Source organism: Komagataeibacter europaeus LMG 18890 (assembly GCF_000285295.1).
In the GTDB taxonomy this organism is placed as follows: Bacteria; Pseudomonadota; Alphaproteobacteria; order Acetobacterales; family Acetobacteraceae; genus Komagataeibacter; species Komagataeibacter europaeus.
This window is the reverse complement of sequence record NZ_CADP01000001.1, coordinates 175,602-194,849: the sequence shown is the minus strand read 5'-3', so window position 1 is coordinate 194,849 and position 19,248 is coordinate 175,602. Positions and strand designations below refer to the sequence as shown.

General features: G+C 65.2%; 17 protein-coding genes and 1 pseudogene. 8 read left to right on the top strand and 10 right to left on the bottom strand.

Features of this window, described 5'->3' with window-relative positions:
• Window positions 1-41 precede the first annotated feature (41 nt).
• From GEU01_RS00975 to GEU01_RS22165, 4 genes and pseudogenes are all read right to left on the bottom strand, one after another.
• Complete coding sequence (locus tag GEU01_RS00975; protein ID WP_010506792.1) at window positions 42-2,021, bottom strand: heme lyase CcmF/NrfE family subunit; 1,980 nt, start codon at window positions 2,019-2,021, stop codon at window positions 42-44.
• 9 nt (window positions 2,022-2,030) lie between these two features.
• The gene (ccmE, locus tag GEU01_RS00970) at window positions 2,031-2,564 is read right to left on the bottom strand and encodes a cytochrome c maturation protein CcmE (protein ID WP_010506789.1); all 534 of its coding nucleotides are present in this window, start codon (window positions 2,562-2,564) and stop codon (window positions 2,031-2,033) included.
• Window positions 2,561-2,707, bottom strand: coding sequence for a heme exporter protein CcmD (ccmD, locus tag GEU01_RS24105; RefSeq protein WP_010506787.1), 147 nt, complete (start codon window positions 2,705-2,707; stop codon window positions 2,561-2,563). The genes ccmE and ccmD overlap by 4 nt, the downstream gene beginning before the upstream one ends.
• Window positions 2,704-3,511 (bottom strand): annotated as a pseudogene (locus GEU01_RS22165) (heme ABC transporter permease). Before GEU01_RS22165 ends, ccmD begins: the two are co-directional and overlap by 4 nt.
• Before the next feature lie 176 nt (window positions 3,512-3,687).
• Here GEU01_RS22165 and GEU01_RS00955 point away from each other — a divergent pair.
• From GEU01_RS00955 to GEU01_RS00945, 3 genes are all read left to right on the top strand, one after another.
• Window positions 3,688-3,981: a YciI family protein gene (locus tag GEU01_RS00955; RefSeq protein WP_010506782.1), complete on the top strand. Its 294-nt coding sequence runs from the start codon at window positions 3,688-3,690 to the stop codon at window positions 3,979-3,981.
• 10 nt (window positions 3,982-3,991) lie between these two features.
• On the top strand, window positions 3,992-4,405 hold the full coding sequence (locus tag GEU01_RS00950) for an EVE domain-containing protein (RefSeq protein WP_019084573.1): 414 nt from the start codon (window positions 3,992-3,994) through the stop codon (window positions 4,403-4,405).
• Between the two features lie 180 nt (window positions 4,406-4,585).
• The gene (locus GEU01_RS00945) at window positions 4,586-5,437 is read left to right on the top strand and encodes an EcsC family protein (RefSeq protein WP_026018384.1); all 852 of its coding nucleotides are present in this window, start codon (window positions 4,586-4,588) and stop codon (window positions 5,435-5,437) included.
• 148 nt (window positions 5,438-5,585) lie between these two features.
• On the opposite strand, the gene GEU01_RS00940 is transcribed toward GEU01_RS00945, so the two are convergent.
• A complete protein-coding gene (locus tag GEU01_RS00940) occupies window positions 5,586-5,777 on the bottom strand; it encodes a hypothetical protein (RefSeq protein WP_019084571.1) in 192 nt (63 codons plus the stop codon).
• 29 nt (window positions 5,778-5,806) lie between these two features.
• Window positions 5,807-6,781 carry a 2-hydroxyacid dehydrogenase gene (locus GEU01_RS00935; protein WP_026018383.1) on the bottom strand — a complete coding sequence of 325 codons (975 nt, stop codon included), beginning with the start codon at window positions 6,779-6,781 and terminating at the stop codon, window positions 5,807-5,809.
• Between the two features lie 82 nt (window positions 6,782-6,863).
• Here GEU01_RS00935 and aat point away from each other — a divergent pair, with 82 nt between their 5' ends.
• The 4 genes from aat to GEU01_RS00915 all read left to right on the top strand — a co-directional run bounded on the left by aat (window position 6,864) and on the right by GEU01_RS00915 (window position 9,360).
• The gene (gene aat / locus GEU01_RS00930; RefSeq protein ID WP_198284429.1) at window positions 6,864-7,523 is read left to right on the top strand and encodes a leucyl/phenylalanyl-tRNA--protein transferase; all 660 of its coding nucleotides are present in this window, start codon (window positions 6,864-6,866) and stop codon (window positions 7,521-7,523) included.
• Window positions 7,524-7,591: 68 nt separating this feature from the next.
• Window positions 7,592-8,281 carry a hypothetical protein gene (locus tag GEU01_RS00925; RefSeq protein WP_010506771.1) on the top strand — a complete coding sequence of 230 codons (690 nt, stop codon included), beginning with the start codon at window positions 7,592-7,594 and terminating at the stop codon, window positions 8,279-8,281.
• Between the two features lie 38 nt (window positions 8,282-8,319).
• On the top strand, window positions 8,320-8,922 hold the full coding sequence (locus GEU01_RS00920) for a DUF4412 domain-containing protein (protein WP_019084568.1): 603 nt from the start codon (window positions 8,320-8,322) through the stop codon (window positions 8,920-8,922).
• A 135-nt stretch (window positions 8,923-9,057) separates the two neighbouring features.
• Window positions 9,058-9,360: a hypothetical protein gene (locus GEU01_RS00915; protein ID WP_019084567.1), complete on the top strand. Its 303-nt coding sequence runs from the start codon at window positions 9,058-9,060 to the stop codon at window positions 9,358-9,360.
• Between the two features lie 3 nt (window positions 9,361-9,363).
• On the opposite strand, the gene GEU01_RS00910 is transcribed toward GEU01_RS00915, so the two are convergent.
• Window positions 9,364-9,867, bottom strand: a complete 504-nt coding sequence (locus tag GEU01_RS00910) for a peroxiredoxin (RefSeq protein ID WP_026018382.1) — start codon at window positions 9,865-9,867, stop codon at window positions 9,364-9,366.
• 73 nt (window positions 9,868-9,940) lie between these two features.
• The gene (locus tag GEU01_RS00905) at window positions 9,941-13,009 is read right to left on the bottom strand and encodes a bifunctional [glutamine synthetase] adenylyltransferase/[glutamine synthetase]-adenylyl-L-tyrosine phosphorylase (protein ID WP_232272372.1); all 3,069 of its coding nucleotides are present in this window, start codon (window positions 13,007-13,009) and stop codon (window positions 9,941-9,943) included.
• A gap of 65 nt (window positions 13,010-13,074) precedes the next feature.
• Here GEU01_RS00905 and GEU01_RS00900 point away from each other — a divergent pair, with 65 nt between their 5' ends.
• A complete protein-coding gene (locus GEU01_RS00900) occupies window positions 13,075-16,407 on the top strand; it encodes an AsmA-like C-terminal region-containing protein (protein ID WP_019084564.1) in 3,333 nt (1,110 codons plus the stop codon).
• Between the two features lie 67 nt (window positions 16,408-16,474).
• On the opposite strand, the gene GEU01_RS00895 is transcribed toward GEU01_RS00900, so the two are convergent.
• Window positions 16,475-17,776, bottom strand: coding sequence for an MFS transporter (locus GEU01_RS00895; protein ID WP_198284428.1), 1,302 nt, complete (start codon window positions 17,774-17,776; stop codon window positions 16,475-16,477).
• Window positions 17,777-17,806: 30 nt separating this feature from the next.
• The gene (locus GEU01_RS00890) at window positions 17,807-19,201 is read right to left on the bottom strand and encodes a dicarboxylate/amino acid:cation symporter (protein WP_019084562.1); all 1,395 of its coding nucleotides are present in this window, start codon (window positions 19,199-19,201) and stop codon (window positions 17,807-17,809) included.
• Between the last annotated feature and the right edge of the window lie 47 nt (window positions 19,202-19,248).

The window sequence follows — 19,248 nt, the reverse complement described above, 5'->3', positions numbered from 1 at the left end:
CATCAGCAGGCGGCGACGGGTGGGGGAAGAAGGCTGGCCGCTCATTGCACCACCACTACGTCAACCGTTTTCGCCCGGCGGGGCGCGCCAACGCGCACGCGCCGGTCGGACAGCGACAGCGCGCCGCCAAAGGCCATGATCAGCCCACCCAGCCACATCCATGGCGCCAGCGGGTTGTAATGCAGGCGCAGCACATAGGTCGGGTTGGCGTCATCACCATGCTTGTCACCCAGCACGCCGTAAATATCGGCCAGCAGGTTGGTGTGGATCGCCACTTCCGTCGTGGTCTGGTGCTGGCTGGCGAATGTGCGTTTGGAAGGGTGCAGCGTGGTGATCAGGCGGCCGTTATGCCGGACCTCGATGGTGGCGACCAGCGCGCTGTAGTTCGGGCCTTCCGCCGGGTGCACGTCGGTCAGGGTCCAGCTGTCACCGGCCAGCATCTCGCTCTCGCCCACATGCACTTCCACAATCCGGTGGGCGGCCTGTGACATCCCGGCAATGCCCAGCACGACAATCCCGACACCGGCATGGGCAAGTGCGGCACCAAACACCGCGCGCGGCAGGCTGCGCGCGCGCTGCCAGCTTTGCGCCAGTGGCTGGCGGAACAGGCGCAGGCGTTCGGCAACATCGGCAATGCTGGAACAGATCACCCATACCGCCGTCGCCGTGGCCAGCACCGCCAGGATGTCACGCATCCGGAAGGTTGCGACAACCAGCGCCACCAGCGCCACGCAGGCCGCCCACCACAGGCGGCGCAGCACCGGCCACATCTGTGCCCGTTTCCACGGCACCATCGGGCCAAAGCCCATGAACACCATGAGCGGTATGGCCAGCGGGATGGTGGTCGCGTCAAAGAACGGCTTGCCGACCGAAATCGTCTTGCCGAACAGAAGCGACATGAACGGCGGATACATCGTGCCCGTCAGCACCACCGCGCAGATCGAGCACAGCAGGATGTTGTTCAGGACCAGCAGCCCCTCACGCGATACGGGCGAAAACAGGCCGCCGGTGGTCAGTTGCGGGGCGCGGATGGCGAACAGCAGCAGCGACCCGCCAATGACGAGTGCCAGCAGGCCAAGGATGAACACGCCGCGCGCCGGGTCATTGGCGAAGGCATGCACGGAATTGAGGATACCCGAACGCACAAGGAACGTGCCGGACAGCGAGAACGAGAACGTGCCGATCGCCAGCAGCACGGTCCAGATCTTCAGCGCCTCGCGCTTTTCCACCACGATGGCCGAATGCACCAGCGCCGTGCCCGTCAGCCACGGGATCAGCGATGCGTTTTCCACCGGATCCCAGAACCAGTAGCCACCCCAGCCCAGCACGTAGTACGACCACCACGACCCCATGGCGATGCCACAGGTCAGGAAGCACCATGCCGCGACCGCCCACGGGCGCACCCACCGGCCCCATGCCGCATCCACGCGCCCTTCGATCAGGGCGGCGATGGCAAAGGCGAAGGGCACGGCAAAGCCGACATAACCGGTGTAGAGAATGGGCGGATGGAACGCCAGGCCGGGATCCTGCAGCAGCGGGTTCATGCCCTGCCCATCCAGCGGGGCCGGCCACACGCGCGCGAACGGATTGGACGTGGTCAGGCAGAACAGCTCGAACCCTGCCGCGACGCCACCCAGCACCGCGATCACGCGCGCCTGCAGGGCGGACGGCAGGTTGCGGCCAAACAGGGCCACCGCGCCACCGCATATGGACAGGATCATCGCCCATAGCAGGACCGACCCCTCATGGTTTCCCCATACGCCGGTGATCTTGTACAGCAGCGGCTTGCTGACCGCGCTGTTGGCGGCCACGTTCTGCACGGAAAAGTCATTGGTGATGGCAGCGTGGATCAGGCACGCAAAGGCGGTGATCAGCGCGATCATCTGCCCCACCGCCAGCGCCGGGGCCAACGCCATCAGGCGCGCATCACGCCGGTTGGCCCCGATCAGGGGCAGGATGGCCTGTCCGGCGGCCATGCAGCATGCCAGCGCCAGCGCAAAATTTCCAAGTTCCGGGTTCATTGTCGGATGTCAGTTTCCGTCAGGTGTCTGGGTGGCCGGTTTTTTCGGGGTATCGGCAGCCGTCATGGTGTTCCAGCTGGCCGCATCGGGGGCCTTGCCGAAACGGGGATCCCACTTGCCGCTGCGGCGCAGTTCCTCCGCCACTTCCTTGGGCATGTAGGTCTCGTCATGCTTGGCCAGCACCTCGCTGGCGCGGAAGGTGCCGTCAGGGTTGACGGTGCCCACGGCAACGACGCTCTGCCCCTCGCGGAACAGGTCGGGCAGGATGCCTTCGTACCGCACGGTCACGGCGGCCTGCCCATCGGTCACGTCGAATATGGCGACCGGCGAATCCTTCACCTTTTCACGGCGCACGCTACCGGCCACGACCATGCCGCCCAGGCGGATGGTGCGGTCGGCCGGCGGTGGCTTGGCATGGACCTGCGACGGGGCCATGAAGAAGACGATATTGGATGAAAAGGCGTTCAGCGTCAGTGCCGCGGCGGACCCCAGTCCGATCATGCACGCCACCACCAGCCACAGGCGTCGGCTTTTGCGGGTCATGACGGCTGGCGTGTCCGGGGCTGTTCAATGGCGGCCAGGCGCCTGCGCGCGGTGCGCAGACGGATGGCGGCGTTGACGGACAGGACCGTCGCGACGCCAAGCGTCAGGCCATAGGCGGCCAGGATATAGGGCAGGTGGGTCATACGGCGGCACTGTCAGGCTTGGGGGCGGGATTGGCGGACTGGCGGCCACGGTTGGCGTCCAGGATCGTGCGGATGCGGCTTTCCATGACCGATGCGCGCAGGCGGGCCAGCACGATCGCGCCAAACCCCAGCGTGAAGCCCAGCGTGGTCAGTCCCAGCGGCCACAGCATGGACGTGGACATGGTCGGCGCCCCCGTAACCGTGATGCTGTCAGGCTGGTGCAGGGTGTTCCACCACTGTACGCTGAACTTGATAATCGGCAGGTCAACCGCGCCCGCCAGCCCCAGTATGGCGGNCGGCGGCGCGGTAGCCACGCTGCGGTTCATCGAACGCACGGATCAGCGCGATATGGCCCAGATACAGGAAAAACAGCACCAGCACGGATGTCAGGCGTGCATCCCACACCCACCACGTGCCCCACATCGGCTTGCCCCACAGCGAACCGGTGGCAAGGCAGACAGCGGTGATGGACGCGCCCACCGGCCCGATTTCCACCGCCGCCAGGTCGGCCAGCGGATGCCGCCAGACCAGCGATAGCAGCGAACAGACCGCCAGCCCCATGTAACCGGAGGAGGCAAGCCACGCGGTCGGCACATGCACGTACATGATGCGCACGCTGTCGCCCTGCTGCCAGTCGGCGGGGGAGAAGAACAGTCCCCACACGATTCCGGCAAGGGACAGCGCCAGCGCGGGCCATGTCAGCCATGGCTGCAGCTTCGCCCCCATGCGCAGGAAGCGGCCGGGGTTGGCGTAACGGTGAAAAAGGTTACCGGTTCGTGCGGTAAGGCTCTGCGTTGCGTTCAAGGTTGATCCATCCGTGCCCGGGGCACCTGTCCCTGCAATGAAAACGGTCAAGAAATTCGTGCCATCACCCTTGCGTGGGTGGGGGCTGGCGTTTTCCTGCTCTACACTATCGCGTTAAAAAAGACACGGCCAGTCCTGTCCCATCATGGTACGGTCGGGCCACAGGAGGAGAAAACATGCTGTTTGCGATCATTTGTACCGACAAGCCCGCCAGCCTTGAAACCCGCAAGGCAACGCGTGAACGCCACCTTGCCTACCTTGAGCGGTGGAAGCGTCACATCATCCATGGCGGGCCGCTGCTGGACGCGGAAAACCGCCCCTGTGGCAGCCTGCTGGTGGTGGACGTGGCCGACCGCGCCGCGGCCGAGGGATTCGCGGTGGAAGATCCCTATGCGAAGGTTGACCTGTTCGAGAGCGTGGTGATCCGTCCGTTCCGTTCAGTTTTTCGTGATGGGCTTCGGGTGGAGTAAAAAAACGGTCATGGCTTACTGGCTGATCAAGTCCGAGCCCGATGCCTTTTCATGGTCCGAGCAGGTTGAAAACGATATTGAACCGTGGACCGGCGTGCGCAACCACCAGGCGAAGAAAAACCTGGCGGCCATGAAAGTGGGCGACCGGGCCTTTTTCTACCACTCCAACGTGGGCCGTGAAATCGTGGGCGTGGTGGAGGTCGTGCGCGAAGCCTATCCCGACCCCACCGCGACGGATGGCAGATGGGTCTGCGTTGACATGCGCGCCATTGGTCCCATGCCGCATCCGGTCACGCTGGCAGCCATGAAGGCCGATCCGGATCTTGCGGACCTGGCGCTGATCCGGCAGTCGCGCCTGTCCGTCGTCCCGGTTTCGGACGCGCACTGGGGGCACCTGTGCCGGATGGGTGGCTGGAACAGCTAGGGGCATGCCACGTTTCATGGCAGCACCATGGTGACGCACGTTGCAAGAACGCCGCCATGGTGCTGAAACGGTGGGAACTGCCGCATGGGTGTCGCGGGCGGTTTCCCATGCCCTGTCCATATGGCGGGCATGGCGCGACCGGTCCGTGAAGGTACGGAAGATCAGGCGAAGGGCATTGTAATGAGTGCAGGTTCCTCAAACGAACTGGCGCCGCTGACGTTGGACAGCGCGTGTATCACTGAACTCCAGCAGGCGCTGGAACGGGTTGAATCAGGGCGCGGCATGCTGGTGCGCCTTGCCGACCTCATGGGTGGGGCCGTGGGGCAGGCGGCCATGCTGGGCATGCGCACGCTCGGGCTGGCGCCGGGGTTGCAGGCACGGCTGCAGGCCACGGCGGAAACCGCGATCAGGCGCGCGTTCGACCTTGCGGTTGTCGGCATGGACCGCCCCCGTGACGTATCCGCCACCCCTGATGACGGCGCGGTCTGGCGCGACCCGGCGCTGAAGGCCGCCGTCACGGTGTCGGGTGCCGTGGGTGGCTTTACCGGCCTGCCGGGGCTTGTTGCGGATGTGGGCTTCACCACCCTGACCATCATGCGTGAAATCGCCCGCATCGCGCGGGAACAGGGTGAAGACCTGTCGCAGGAAGACGCGCGTGCCGCCTGTCTGGAAGTATTCGCCCTGCGCGCCTTCCCCTTTGGGGCGGCAAAGGGCCAGGGGCAGGGCGAGGATAACGAACTGGGCTATTTCTCTGCCCGCGCCATGCTGCGCGGCCGTCCGGTCGTCATGCTGGTCAGTGAGGTCGCGACCCATTACGGGCTGGGCCTGTCACGCAAATTCGCATTGCAGATGATGCCGGTGGCCGGCGCGCTGTGCGGGGCGTCGCTGAATGTGGCGTTCCTGTCGCATTACCGCGCCGTGGCGCAGGCGCATTTCACCATCCGCAGGCTGGAGCGTGAATACGGCCCCGAAGTCCGCCGCACCGCAATGGACCTGAAGACCCATGCGGCAGCGCAGGTCCGCGAAAGCTGAAAGCGTCGGAAGACTGATTGAAAAGTCGGTCCGGACAACATCCGGTAATCATAGGAAAGTTTTTGGTGAAGCTTTTTTCAAAAAGCTTCAAAAGGACGCCGCCTTTTCAAAAAAGGCGGCACCCCAAAATTTTATTTCCCTCAGCCGGTCAGGCCGATTTATCGGGCACGGCTGGCGCGGGCTTCGGGTGGACGCGCAGTTCGATAAAGGCGGCCACCAGCGCGAACAGCGTGTAGAACGCCAGCAGTGTATCCCATATCCCGTGGAAGCGCGGGGCGAAATACTGCAGCAGCACCGTAATCAGCGCGAACACCACGAACACACCGGGCAGTCCGATCATGAGCCTGTCCTTCCTGTCATTGTGCCGGATCAGGCCTGGACCGGCGTCAACGCGTCGCGGCCCGCCAGCACGGCTTCCACATTGTCCACCGCCATCATGCCCATGTCGGTGCGGGTTTCCACCGTCGCGCTGCCCACATGCGGGGTCAGGAACACGTTGGGCAGTTCAAGGAAGCGCGGGTCGGGGTTGGGTTCGTTGCGGTAGACATCCAGCCCCGCCGCCGCAAGCTGGCCGCTGCGCAGGGCGTCGATCAGCGCATCCTCATCCACCAGCGCCCCACGCGCCGCGTTGATGAAGATCGCCCCGCGCGGCAGGCGGGACAGCAGGTCAGCATTGATCATGCCATCGGTTTCGGGGCTGGCGGGCAGGTGCAGGCTCAGGATATCGCAATGCGGCAGCATGTCGGTCACGGTGCTGAAAAAGGTCGCTCCCGCTTCCTGATCCGCCGACAGGCGGCGGCGGTTGGAATACATGACCTTCATGTCGAAGCCGCGGGCGCGCCTGGCCACTGCCCGGCCAATGCGGCCCATGCCGACAATGCCCAGCCGCTTGCCGCTTATGCGCGTGCCCAGCAGTTCGTCCATGGCCAGCGACCGGCCCCAGCCCCCGCGCATCAGCGCGCCATATTCACTTGCCCGCCGCGCGGCCGCCAGCATCAGCAGCATGGCCATGTCCGCGTTGCATTCGGTCAGCACGTCGGGCGTGTTGGTGACAACAATGCCGCGCGCATGCAGGGCGGGAATGTCCAGGTGGTCGGTGCCGACGCTGACCGTGGCCACGACCTTTACACTGTCGGGCAGCAGCAGCACGTCGCTGCCCCGCAGCGGCAGCCCGGTGGCGGTCATGATCGCCTGCGGCTGGAATGCGCGCGCCGCATCCAGCAGTTCGCGCGTTGTCATCAGCTGGTCTGGAACGGCGGGTATGTTAAAGCTCTGTTCAATGCGCTGCATGACCGGGGTGGTCTGGCGCTGGGTCAGCAATACGCGGGGACGGGTATCGGACATATGGGGTGGTTTCTCCTGGCAGGCGGGCATGCCATGGGCGATCATGCCCATGAAAGCATGCGAAAAGGGTTATCCTAAGAACATGACGGGTCAAGAGACGGTTCCCATTACGCCGGAACTTATGCTGCGCGCCTACATGGCCGGGCTGTTTCCCATGGCGCCGGATGCCGGGTCGGATGAACTGGAATGGTACCGCCCCGAAATGCGTGGTATCCTGCCGCTGGACGGGTTCCATGTCAGCCGCAGGCTCATGCGCACCGTGCTGTCGGCGCGCTTTGCGGTCACGACGGACCAGGATTTCCCCGCCGTCATGGATGGCTGCGCCGAACCCGCGCCGGGGCGCGAGACGACATGGATCAGCCCACGCATCCGCGCCCTGTTCTGCGCGCTGCATGACATGGGCCATGCCCACAGCGTGGAGGTCAGGCACGAAGGCAGGCTGGTTGGCGGCCTGTATGGCGTGGCGATCGGGCAGGCGTTCTTTGGCGAAAGCATGTTCAGCCGCATGCGTGATGCGTCCAAGGTCGCGCTTGTCCACCTTGTCGCGCGCCTGCGGGTGGGGGGATTCAGCCTGCTGGACACCCAGTTCGGCACCGAACACCTGGCCAGTTTCGGCGGGGTGGAAATTCCGGCGCGGGATTATATGCGCCATCTGGCCCATGCGGTGCGGGGGCAGGCGGCATGGATTGGGAATGATCGCGTAACGGAACTGGAAACCGCCATCCGCGCCCTGCGCACGTGACGGGCGGCGGGCGGTTGACACAACCGGCCATGCGGGGTTCCGTCTTGGCAGATGAAAGGGAAAACACGATGAAGCATGGAACGGCCCGCCCGCGATGGCAGTGGACAAGGACGGGCGCGCTGCGGCTGGGCATGACGGCGCTGGCGGTGGGTCTTGCGTCCGGCTGTGACATTCCCGCCGCGCGGGCGGATGACCCTTCCAGCGTTCACCCCCCGCTGACCCCCACCCGTGACGTGCAGGTGGACTATAACGTGCAGCCCGATGGCGTGCCCGAACCCAAGGCCGTGCGCACATGGTTCGCCTATAACGGCGGCCTGATGCGAATCGACAGCCCGCAGGGCATGGGTGAGACGATCCTCAACCGCATGAGCCGCCAGGTCACGATCATCATCAACCCGCAGAAGGTGTACAGCCAGCTTGACGCCCGCTACGGCATCCGCAATCCCTTCCTGCTCGACCTGTCCATGACCTTCTCGCGCAAGGGCAGTTCCACCGTGGCGGGCGTGCCCTGCACGCAGTGGGATGTCACGACCGATCAGGGCAGTGCTACCGCCTGCGTGACCGATGACGGCGTGGTGCTGCAGGAAATCGGCGTGGATGGCGACGGGCTGAAGGGGCGGCTGGAAGCGACGAAGGTGGTGTACGCCCCGATCCCCGACAGCATGTTCCAGCCGCCGGAGGGTTACCGCAAGATCGACCCGCCACCCCCGCCCGGCACGCCGCCCGCCCGCAAGGATGCGGACAAAAAGGGCGGCTGATGCCGTTGTTCAAGGCCAGTTTTCAAGGATGACATGAAGTGACACGATTTGCGCATGGCGGCCGCCGGGCTGCACTGGTGGCCTGTCTGCTGCTGGCAGGAATGGCAGGCCATGCATCCGCCGCCGACCCCGATCCCCAGAGCCCCTATGTCACCCCGCAGAATGATGTGGACGTGACCTACACAATCTATCCCCCCCATGACACGAGCGAGGTCATGAGCCAGCGCATGCGCTGGTCCGCCAGCCGCATGATGCAGCGTGTCGATCCGGCCAATGCCGCCACCTACATGATTACCGATTACCATGCCGGGACCCTGACGGTGGTGAATCCCGGCCAGAAGGTCAAGACGGTCATTCCCGCCCCAGGGGCGGCCAATGTGCAGATGGGCCAGCGTGCGCAGGGCACGTGGCTGCGCACCGGCGTGTCAAAGGTTGCGGGGATTCCCTGCGCCCTGTGGCAGACACAGGATACCGACCAGCGTTCGAGCGAGATCTGCTACACCGATGATGGCGTGATGATGGAAGTCATCCGTGACGGCAAGGTGATGGTCGAAGCGGCCTCCGTTATACGCACGCCGCAGGATGAAAGCGTGTTCACCGTCCCGTCGGGACTGAAGGAACTGCACGCGGCCCATCCCTGATACGGACCCGGCCCGGTCCGCTTTATGGCATGAAAAGGGCGCAACCTGCCCGTAAATCGCCATCGCGGTGCTGTCTAACCGATTCCGGCGGGGCGCTTTTCCCGCCGGATCAGGATCAGTAACGGGAACAGGTTGATGAAGAATACAGGACGTATCGCAGCGGGGCTTCTGGTTCTTGCCGGGCTGGCGACAGCCGCCCCGCAGGCGCATGCCCATGGGCGTGGCGGTGGCGATGCGTTTGTCGGTGGTCTGGTGGGCGGCCTTGTCGGCGGTGCCGTGGCGGGCGCGATGGTGGATGCCTANNNNCCGCCGCCGCCCCCTCCGCCGCCGGTATATTACCGTCCGGCCCCGCCCATGGCCTATTACGCGCCCCCGCCTCCGCCGCCGCCGGTGGTGATGTATGGCCCCTATGGCGGCCCGGGACGGCCGTATTACTGAACTTCAGCCATCAGCCGCCTGTAGCGTCAGGGTCGCGATGGCCTTGCGCACGGCGGCGACATGGTTCGTGACCTTGACCTTGCGCCACGCCTGAACCAGATGGCCGGTGGCGTCGACCAGGAAGGTCGCGCGTTCGATGCCCATGTATTTGCGGCCATACATCGATTTTTCCACCCATACGCCATAGGCCTCCGTCACCCTGCCATCGCTGTCCGATGCAAGGGGAAAGGTCAGGTTGTGGTCGGCTGCGAATTTTTCGATCGCGGGCATCCCGTCACGTGAAACGCCGATGACATTCACGCCGTCCTTGTGCAGGTCGGCCAGTGCCGCCTCGAATTCGCATGCTTCTTTGGTGCAGCCCGATGTGTTGGCCTTGGGATAGAAATACAGGACAAACGGATGTCCCTTCAGCCCGGTAAGGCTGACCGTGCGGCCGTGGCTCGCGGGCATGTTGAAATCGGGAACGGCGCTGCCGGGTTCGGGAAAGGGGGGTGTCGGGTTGCTCATGGCCTGCCTTGCTGATCTGGATGCATGCGCCGTTCCCATGGGGTGGACACATGCTGCATGGTTGTGGGGACGATCATGCACCGCCTTGCCCCGTCGGGGAACCGCTGTCGTGCGCCGCCCGCGTGGATGTGTCCGGGGCGGGCGGAAGCAGGCGGTCAAAGACGCCCCTGACATCGGTGGCCATGCGGTCCATGCGCGCCAGCAGCCTGTCCGCATCCGCCACCCGGAATTCCCCGGTCAGGATTTCAAGGCTGGCGGCAGGGATGGTGTCCGGCACTTCGCTGCCACATATGATGCGGATCAGCCCCTGCAGCGCACGCCAGAACAGGTCGGCCCGGCGCAGCAGCCGCGCATCGGCGTCCGTGATGTCCCCCGCATGGGCAAGCCGCAGCAGGGCCAGGCGCGTGGACTGGCTGCGGCTTGTGCAATGGGTGGTCAGCAGTTGCAGCCCCTGGGCAATGAATTCCACATCCATAAGCCCGCCACGCCGACGCTTGATGTCCCAGGGGCTGGTGGCGGGGCGTTCCCGGGCCAGGCGTTCGCGCATATGGCGCACGTCATGCACGATCTGGTCGCGTTCCTGCCGGGTGCGTGCGCCGTGGCCCAGCGCGGTGGCGATGGCCGCGCGCCGCTCAGCGCGCAGGGATGGCGGTCCCGCCACGACGCGCGCACGCGTCAGGGCCATGCGTTCCCATGTCCACGCGGATTCCGCATGGTAGCGGCGGAACGCGGACAGGGAGACGGCAACCGGCCCCTTGGACCCGGACGGGCGCAGCCGCATGTCCACTCTATACAGTGGCCCCTCCCGTCCCGGCGCGGTCAGGGCTGCGACAAAGGCATGCGCCAGCCGGACGTAATACGTGCCCGCCGCCAGCGCGCGTGGCGTCAGGCCGTCGGCATATGTGATGGCGGGCACGACGCTTTCCACGATATCGGCGGGGTGGTCGAACACCAGCATGAGATCAAGGTCCGATCCCGGCATCATTTCACACGATCCCGCCTTGCCCAGCGCCACGACCGCCATGGACCCGCCGGGCACCGTGCCGTGTCGGCGCCTGTGTTCGTTGCTGACCACGCGCAGCAGGCCGCGCATGACCGTTTCCGCCATGGCGGTGCGCGCGCGGGCCGCGCGTTCCTCGCTCATGCGGTGTTCAAGGCGGGCGACCGACAGGCGGAATTCCTCGCCACAGACCAGGCCGCGCAGGACGGGCAGCACCTGTTCGGCCGACAGCGCGGCCGCCACATGCCGCCGCACCAGCGCCGTGACCGTGCCCAGCGCGCCGGGACCGCCATCCATGTCCAGCAGGCCATCCAGCGCGGAAGGGGTCTGCGCCAGATGGTCCGCCAGGAAGGGCGCGCAGTCCAGAACCGTGACAATGCGGTGGATCAGCGCGGGATTGCGTTCCAGCAGCGACAGGAACTGGACCCCCGCCCACTGGCGTTCCAGCAGCGCGTCAAATCGCCGCAGCACGGTCAGCGGCTGCCGGCGCTTGCCGATTTCCGTCAGGATGGCGGGCAGCAGCCGGCGCAGCAGCTTGCGCGCCCGGTCCGAACGCAGCGCGCGCAGGCGGTTGCCTTCCCACCGGTTCAGGATGACGAGGGCGTCGGTGATATCGGCGGCGGGGAAACCCTGTTCCAGCAGCCTGTCGGCGGCGTCGGCGTCCTCGGGCGCTATGGTGATGTCTGCCTGCGCGTCGTTTTCGGCAAACTGCAGGTCGAAATTGCGGCGCGAACGCTGCATGACCGACAGCATGCTACTGGCCAGTTGCCCGCAATCCGGCGCAAGCATGAAGACCGCGAAGCGCGCGAATCCGTCCTGTGTGTCCGGCAGGGTATGGGTCTGGTGGTCCATGCGCATCTGCAGCCGGTGTTCGGCCTGTCGCAGCATGCGGTAATTGCGGGCCAGTATTGCGGACTGTTCACGCGTCAGCAGGCCTGCGCGGCGCAGCCTGCGCAACGCGCCAAGCGTGGTGGGATCGCGCAGTTCGGGCCGCCTGCCGCCCCATACCAGTTGCAGCGCCTGGGCCACGAATTCGACCTCCCGTATGCCGCCCTGTCCCAGCTTGACGTTCTGTCCCAGCAGCCAGCCCGTGGCGGCGTCGGGGTCATGGATGAATTCGGGCGGCAGGCTGCTCAGGTTGGCATGTCCCGCGTTACGATGGCGGTCGATCCGTGCTTTCATGTCATGCAGATCGTCAATTACCGCGAAATCCAGATGGCGGCGCCATACGAACGGATGAATGCTTTTGAGAAAACGGCGCCCCGCCGTGATGTCCCCCGCGACCGGCCGCGCCTTGGTCATGGCCGCGCGTTCCCATGTCCGGCCCATGCTTTCGTAATACTGGATGGCGGCGGGAAAGGACACGGCGGCAGGGGTGGCGGACGGGTCCGGGCGCAGCCGCAGGTCCATGCGGAATACGTAACCATTTGCATCACGCGCTTCCATAAGCGTGACAAGATCGCTAGTCATGCGCACAAAGGTATGCCGCAGTTCCCCGTTGCCGGGGTGACGGTCCGGGTCATACAGGATGATCAGGTCTATGTCCGAGGAGTAGTTCAGTTCCCGCGCGCCCAGCTTCCCCATTGCCAGAACCACGAAGCCGCTGCCCCGGCACGGGGTTTCGGGGTTACGCAGGCGCAGTCGCCCGGTGTCATGTGCATGCAGCAGCAGATGTCTGACCGCCGCCCCCAGTGCGTTCTCGGCCAGCTGGCTCAGCGCAAGGGTGACCTGTTCCAGCGTCCATGCGCCACCGATATCGGCCAGCGCAATGGCCAGCGCCGCCTGTCGTTTGGCCACGCGCAATGCAGCCATGACATCCGCGCGGGCGGTGTCGGGCGGCAGGGCGTCCAGACCCGACAGGATCCGGCGCACGCACGCATCCGCCCCATCCGTCAGCAGGTCGGCAAAAGCCAGCGTGTCGCGCAGCGCCAGGTCGGACAGGTAGGGACTGTTTCCCCCCATGGCATCCAGCAATGCGCCCAGTTCCGGCACGGCCGCGATATCGGGCAGGCCCGCGCGCGCGCAGGCATCCGTCAGGTTTTCACGCACGATGCGCGCCGCGCGCGTATCGGCGGCATGGGGCCATGTGCAGCCACGCCACGAAGGGTGCGGCACGAAGGGGGGCAGGGCAGGCTGGTCCATGGGAAAGGGTCCGTTAAGGGTCTGGAAAACCATGCAGGTCCGCATGATGGCATGGCGTGGGTGGCATGACGGAAGCCGGCCAACCCTCTCCCGCCCGGAACGCCGTGTCCAGTCCCAGCCGCGTGCGTCGCGCGGTCATGGCGGCCGGGCGCGTGGTGATCTGGCTGGTACTGCTGTGCATTACGCTGCCTGCCGTGCTTCTGCTGGTGCTGACGGTGCGGCTGTCCGCGGGGCCGCTGGATGTGACGCCGGTGGTCAGCCTGCTCATGCCGCTGCCGGTCGCGCATGGACCGACGCATGACGATATCATCGGCACCCTGTCGGCGGGGCATGTGCGCATGGGCTGGAACGCCGTGCATGAAGGCCTGCGCGCGCCGCTGGTGATATGGGTGGAGGACGTGCGCATCCAGCGCCGTGACGGGCAGATGGCCGATACCCTGCGCCGTGGCCGCCTGACGCTGGACAGCCCGGCACTGTTTCATGGCAGCGTGCGGATACTGGAACTTTCGGTCTCGCACGGGCGGCTGAAACTTGCGCGCAACAAGGAAGGCAAATTCGGTCTCGATCTGGGTCCGGACACGCCTTATTCCACACAGAAACCGGAACAGCCGGCGCCCGTGGACCTGACGGCGCTGCGGCAGGCCGTCATATCCGACACCCACGTCAATTTTGCCGATCGCATGACCGGCCGTGCATGGCGGCTGGGTGAAGCCGATGCCCGGCTGAAGGTCGTGACCGATTCCGGGCAGAAGGGGGTGACGGGTGATATCCGCCTGGGCCTGGAGGGGAATGGCGAACGGCTGGTGGTGCATGGCATGGGGGAACATACCGGCCCGGGCCAGATCAACTGGACCCTGCAGCTTGACCCGATCAGCCCGGCCGCCTTCGCGCCGGGACAGAAGGAGGTGGAGCCACTCGGCCTGCCCGTAGGCGGGCAGTTGCAGGTCGCCTTCCGCAACGGGGGCGTGCGGGACATTCCCTTCCTCATGCCGCGGGATTTCGCCCTGCACCTCAATGCAGGCAACGGGAAGGTCACCACCCGCAAGGCGGGGCAGTTCCTGGTGGGGGAAGGGGAGGCCGACCTGGTCGGCTCGCTGGGTGCCGGGCCACGCAACGCACCGTTTGATGGTCCGCTGCATGTCATGCTGAAGCGTCTGGAACTGCACCTGCGTGCGCCGGGGCATGCGGCTGATGATGGCAGCGGTCCCACGCTGGACGCGACGGCGGACCTGAAATCGACATCCCTGCTGGATCCGAAAACGGCGCAGCTGAATGTTGACGCGCGCGCACGGTCGCTGGATTTCGCGACACTGGGCGATTTCTGGCCCCCGCGCGCGATGAAGGGCGCGCGGCGGTGGGTCACGCAGAACATACCGCAGGGGCACGTGCAGGAACTGCAGGTCAACATGGGGCTGGCCAGCCACAAGGGCTGGAACGGGCTGGACCTTGTCTCGCTGGGTGGCACGATCGACGCCGACAGGATGGAACTGCACTGGCTGCGTCCCATACCGCCCATGCATGACATGGATGCCCACCTGACCTTTGACGGTCCGGATGAGATCATGATCCGCTTTGGCCACGCCTACCAGCTGGTGGACCTCGCGGACCGGCACGTGGATGCCACCGGCACGGGACGGATCGAGGTCGGCCCCGGTTCCATGCGGATCACGGGCCTGAATGAAAAGGTGCAGGTGGGCGACATCAACGTCACCCTGCTGGGCAATGCGCGCGACGTGCTGGCGCTGCTGGCCGAACCCCGGCTGAATGTGCTTTCGCGCCATCCCATGTCGTTTACGCACCCCGCGGGCCGGGCCAATGTGTCGCTGCATATCGCCCTTCCGCTGGATGCGCATGTGCGGCTGGACCAGATCGACCTGCGCAGCCACACCGATCTGGCGCAGGTGCATCTGGGCAATGTGGTGGTGGGGCGCCCACTGGATAACGGCAGCCTGGGCATTGACGCCACGATCAACGGCCTGCTGTTGCAGGGGACCGGGGTGCTGGCGGGTATTCCGTCCAGCGTGATCTACACCATGGATTTCCGTAGCGGGTCGATGGTCCACGCGGTGGAAAGCGCCAGCCTGCAGGGGCATGTCACCCCCGAGGGCGTGCGGCGCGCGGGGTTTGAGATGGGCGAGCATTTTGCCGGCAGCTCCCGGCTGGATGTGGATTACGACCGGTATGTGGGCGGCAAGGCGCAGGTCAATATCGATCTGGACCTTGACCGCGCGGCGCTGAACATTCCCATCTGGTCCAAGAAGGTGGGGCAGGAGGCGAATGCCTCGGTCGAGCTGGACCTTGACCATGGCCAGATCTCCAGCATCGAGAATATCCGCGCCGTAGGCCCCGACCTGCTGATTGATGGCCATGCCGAAACCGCATCCGGCGTCGCGCGCCGCCTGATCCTGCGCGGCTTCCATGTCGGCCGGTCAATGGGCAATGCCTCGGTCATGCTGCCGCTGCGTGACAGTGATGCGATCGGGGTGAATGTGGCGGCAAGAGTGCTGGACCTGTCGCCGCTGGTGTCATTCCAGACCGCGCCTGACGGTTCGGCTTCAGCCAAAGTGGCGGCCGGGCAGGGCAATAGTGGCTACCATGTGCCTGAAATGGCCAGCGGACGCGTGAAGGGGCCGCCGGGACGCAGGTGGGACCTGAATGTTGACGCCCAGACCCTGTACTACAGCCCGAAAGATATGCTGACGAACGTGCACAGCCATCTGGAAACCGACGGCGTGCGCCTGACACGCGGCGTCATGACGGTCGAGGGGCCGGTGGCGGCCGCGGCACACCTGAACCCGAAGGGCAATACGCGCGTGCTGGACGTGCATGTGGCCAGCCTTGGCGCGCTGCTGCAGGACATGAAGGTCACGGATGAAATGCAGGGCGGTGTCACCGACATCACCGGCAGCTTTGACGACAGCGTTGCGACCGCGCCCTTCTCCGGCAAGGTGCATATGGGACCGTTCAAGCTGCGCAACGTGCCGGCGGTGGTGCGCATGGCCAACAATGCCTCGATCTATGGCTGGCTGCGCGCGCCGCATGCGCCCAGCTTCCAGGTCGAGCAGCTTGATGCGCCGGTCACGCTGGATGAAGGCAACGTCCATATCGCAGACGGTCTGGTCAGCAACGCATCCCTTGGGGCCACGGTGTCAGGGGATGTGAATCTGGAGAAGAAGACGCTCAATCTGGATGGCACCATCATCCCCGCCTTTGCGGTGAATGCGGCGCCGGGCCACCTGCCGGGCCTGCTGGGCTGGCTGTTCAGCCCTGAAAAGAACGGGGGCGTCGTCTCCGCCACCTATCAGGTCACGGGACCGATGGACAACCCGGCAGTGCATGTGAACCCGTATGCCATGCTGCTGCCCGGCTTCCTGCGCAACCTCATGCATATTCACTGAAGACATTTTTGGTGAAGCTTTTTTCAAAAAGGCGACACCCATAAACGTTTGTTTTTGATAATGGTTTTTAGTGTTCCTGCGTGATGCGATCATGCCCGGGCAGCACGAACAGCACGGTCAGCAGCGAACAGGCGATGCAGCCGGTCACGTACCAGTAAAACAGTCCTTCATGCCCGATCTGCTTGAACCACAGGGCCACGTATTCCGCCGTGCCGCCAAAGACCGAAACGGTCAGCGCATAGGGCAGCGCCACCCCCAGCGCGCGGATGCGCGTGGGAAACAGTTCGGCCTTCACCACCGCGTTGATGGAGGTATAGCCCGAAATCCCGACCAGCGCCGCCGTCACCAGACCGAAAGCCACCAGCGGGGAATGCACGCTGGACAGGGCCTGCATGAGCGGTACGGTCGCAACGCAGCCGATGATGCCGAACGACAGCAGCAGCCGCCTGCGGCCCACCCTGTCCGACAGCGCGCCAAAGGCGGGCTGGACCATGGCGAACACCACCAGTGACGCGGTGGAGACCAGCGTGGACTGCTCCTTGCTCAGCCCCGCCGTGTTGACCAGGTATTTCTGCATGTAGATGGTGAAGGTGTAGAACGCGACCGTCCCGCCCAGCGTCAGGCCGCATACGCCCAGTACCTCACGCGGGTGGCGCAGCAGCACGCGCAGGCCGCCATGGGCGTTGCGGTCATGGCTGGCCGTATTGAACTGCTCGCTTTCCGCCATGCCGCGACGGAACCACAGGATGGACAGCGCCAGCAGCGCGCCGATGCAGAACGGAACGCGCCAGCCCCACGCCCCGAGCTGTGCCGGGCTGAGCAGCGCGAACTGCAGGATCAGCAGCACGACAAGGGCCAGAAGCTGCCCCATGACCAGCGTGACGTACTGGAAACTGGCGTAAAACCCGCGCTGCGCGGAGGGGGCTATTTCCGACAGGTACGTGGCGCTGGCCCCGTATTCGCCCCCCAGGCTCAAGCCCTGCAGCAGGCGCGCGAATAGCAGCACGCACGGGGCCGCAACGCCAATGCGTTCGTATGTCGGGCACACGGCAATGGCCAGCGAGCCTGCGCACATGGCGATGATCGAAACACTCAGCGCCGCGCGCCGTCCATGCCGGTCCGCCATAAGCCCCATGAGCCATCCGCCCACCGGCCGCATGAGAAAGCCGACGGCGAACACCGCCGCACTGCGCAGCAGTTCCGTCGTCTGGTTGCCCTTTGGAAAGAAGGCATGGGCAAAATACATGGAAAATGCCGCATAGACGTACCAGTCGTAATATTCGATCAGATTTCCGGACGAACCCGCAATAATGCTTCGTATTCTCTGCGCAGTGGTCAGCGCGCCGGTCTGGGTCTTGAAAACAGGCATGATGTTCAACCTATGGGGGCGTAAGGGTCGTCAGGATGAATGGGATGGGGACGGGGCCGCGCGTGCGGGACTGCTGCCGGATACGGTGCCAGCACCGGTCATGATGGGGGTGTCGGCCTGCGTATCGCTGATCCGGCCCGACAGGGCGGCGGCAAGGCGTTCGGTATCCAGCGCGCCTTCCCACCGGGCCAGCACGATGGTGGCCACCGCGTTGCCGATGATGTTGGTCAGCGACCGGCATTCCGACATGAAACGGTCAATGCCCAGGATCAGCCCCATGCCCGCCACCGGCACGTCGGGCACCACCGCCAGCGTCGCGGCAAGGGTGACGAAACCCGCCCCCGTGACCCCGGCGGCCCACTTGGAACTGATCATGGCGACCAGCAGCAGGCTGACCTGCTGGCCCAGGCCCAGGTGCACATCCGTCGCCTGCGCAATGAACAGCGCCGACAGCGACATGTAGATGTTTGTGCCATCAAGATTGAAGGAATAGCCCATCGGCACCACCAGCCCCACGACGGACGGCGCGCAGCCGGCGTTTTCCATCCGGGTCATGAGGCTGGGAAGCGCTGATTCGGATGAACTGGTGCCCAGAACGATCAGCAGTTCCTCACGCAGGTAGGCCAGCAGCGGCAGGATGCGGAACCCGTTCCACCGTGCGACCGCCCCCAGCACCACCAGTATGAACAGCGCGGAAGTGGCATAGAAGGTCGCCACAAGGAAGGCGAGGTGCAGCACGGAACCGATGCCAAACCGCCCGATGGTGAACGCCATCGCCCCCAGCGCCCCGATGGGCGCGGCATACATGACCAGCCGCACCACCCCGAACACCAGCTGCGTCAACTGCTTGAGCAGCGACAGGATCGCATGCCCCTTCGCCCCCATGTGCGACAGGCTGATGCTGAACAGGATGGCGATCAGCAGCACCTGCAGGATATCGCCCGAGACAAAGGCGCTGACCACCGTGTCGGGAATGATGTTGAGCAGGAAGTCACTGAACGAATGCGCCTGTGCCCGCGCGGTAAAGGCGGCGACCGCGTGGGTATCCAGTGTCGCGGGGTCGGCATGGATATGCGCGCCAGGACGCACGACGTTGGCCATGACCATGCCCACCACCAGCGCCAGCGAGGAAAACGTCAGGAAATAGACCATTGCCTTGGCCGCCAGCCGTCCCGCCTGCCCAAGGTCGGACAGGCTGGCCACCCCCGTCACCACCGTCAGGAAGATGACCGGCGGGATCACCATCTTGACCAGGCGGATGAAGCCATCCCCCAGCGGTTTCAGCGTCACCGCCGCATGCGGGCAGAAATATCCCAGCGCGATGCCCGCCACCACCGCGATGACAACCTGCGCATACAGGCTGCGAAACAGGGATCCGCGCCGCGCCGGTCGGGCTTGCGGGCAGGTCTGCGTTTCCTCGGGCATGGTGGATGGGTCCTCAAGAACGGTTCGGTTTCCGGCACCGCGAACGG

What these genes read in the sequence shown, in the direction of transcription:
- GEU01_RS00975 (WP_010506792.1), bottom strand. Translation starts at nt 2,021, where the DNA reads ATGAACCCGGAACTTGGAAATTTTGCGCTGGCGCTGGCATGCTGCATG.
- ccmE (WP_010506789.1), bottom strand. Translation starts at nt 2,564, where the DNA reads ATGACCCGCAAAAGCCGACGCCTGTGGCTGGTGGTGGCGTGCATGATC.
- ccmD (WP_010506787.1), bottom strand. Translation starts at nt 2,707, where the DNA reads ATGACCCACCTGCCCTATATCCTGGCCGCCTATGGCCTGACGCTTGGC.
- GEU01_RS00955 (WP_010506782.1), top strand. Translation starts at nt 3,688, where the DNA reads ATGCTGTTTGCGATCATTTGTACCGACAAGCCCGCCAGCCTTGAAACC.
- GEU01_RS00950 (WP_019084573.1), top strand. Translation starts at nt 3,992, where the DNA reads ATGGCTTACTGGCTGATCAAGTCCGAGCCCGATGCCTTTTCATGGTCC.
- GEU01_RS00945 (WP_026018384.1), top strand. Translation starts at nt 4,586, where the DNA reads ATGAGTGCAGGTTCCTCAAACGAACTGGCGCCGCTGACGTTGGACAGC.
- GEU01_RS00940 (WP_019084571.1), bottom strand. Translation starts at nt 5,777, where the DNA reads ATGATCGGACTGCCCGGTGTGTTCGTGGTGTTCGCGCTGATTACGGTG.
- GEU01_RS00935 (WP_026018383.1), bottom strand. Translation starts at nt 6,781, where the DNA reads ATGTCCGATACCCGTCCCCGCGTATTGCTGACCCAGCGCCAGACCACC.
- aat (WP_198284429.1), top strand. Translation starts at nt 6,864, where the DNA reads ATGACGGGTCAAGAGACGGTTCCCATTACGCCGGAACTTATGCTGCGC.
- GEU01_RS00925 (WP_010506771.1), top strand. Translation starts at nt 7,592, where the DNA reads ATGAAGCATGGAACGGCCCGCCCGCGATGGCAGTGGACAAGGACGGGC.
- GEU01_RS00910 (WP_026018382.1), bottom strand. Translation starts at nt 9,867, where the DNA reads ATGAGCAACCCGACACCCCCCTTTCCCGAACCCGGCAGCGCCGTTCCC.
- GEU01_RS00905 (WP_232272372.1), bottom strand. Translation starts at nt 13,009, where the DNA reads ATGGACCAGCCTGCCCTGCCCCCCTTCGTGCCGCACCCTTCGTGGCGT.
- GEU01_RS00900 (WP_019084564.1), top strand. Translation starts at nt 13,075, where the DNA reads ATGACGGAAGCCGGCCAACCCTCTCCCGCCCGGAACGCCGTGTCCAGT.
- GEU01_RS00895 (WP_198284428.1), bottom strand. Translation starts at nt 17,776, where the DNA reads ATGCCTGTTTTCAAGACCCAGACCGGCGCGCTGACCACTGCGCAGAGA.
- GEU01_RS00890 (WP_019084562.1), bottom strand. Translation starts at nt 19,201, where the DNA reads ATGCCCGAGGAAACGCAGACCTGCCCGCAAGCCCGACCGGCGCGGCGC.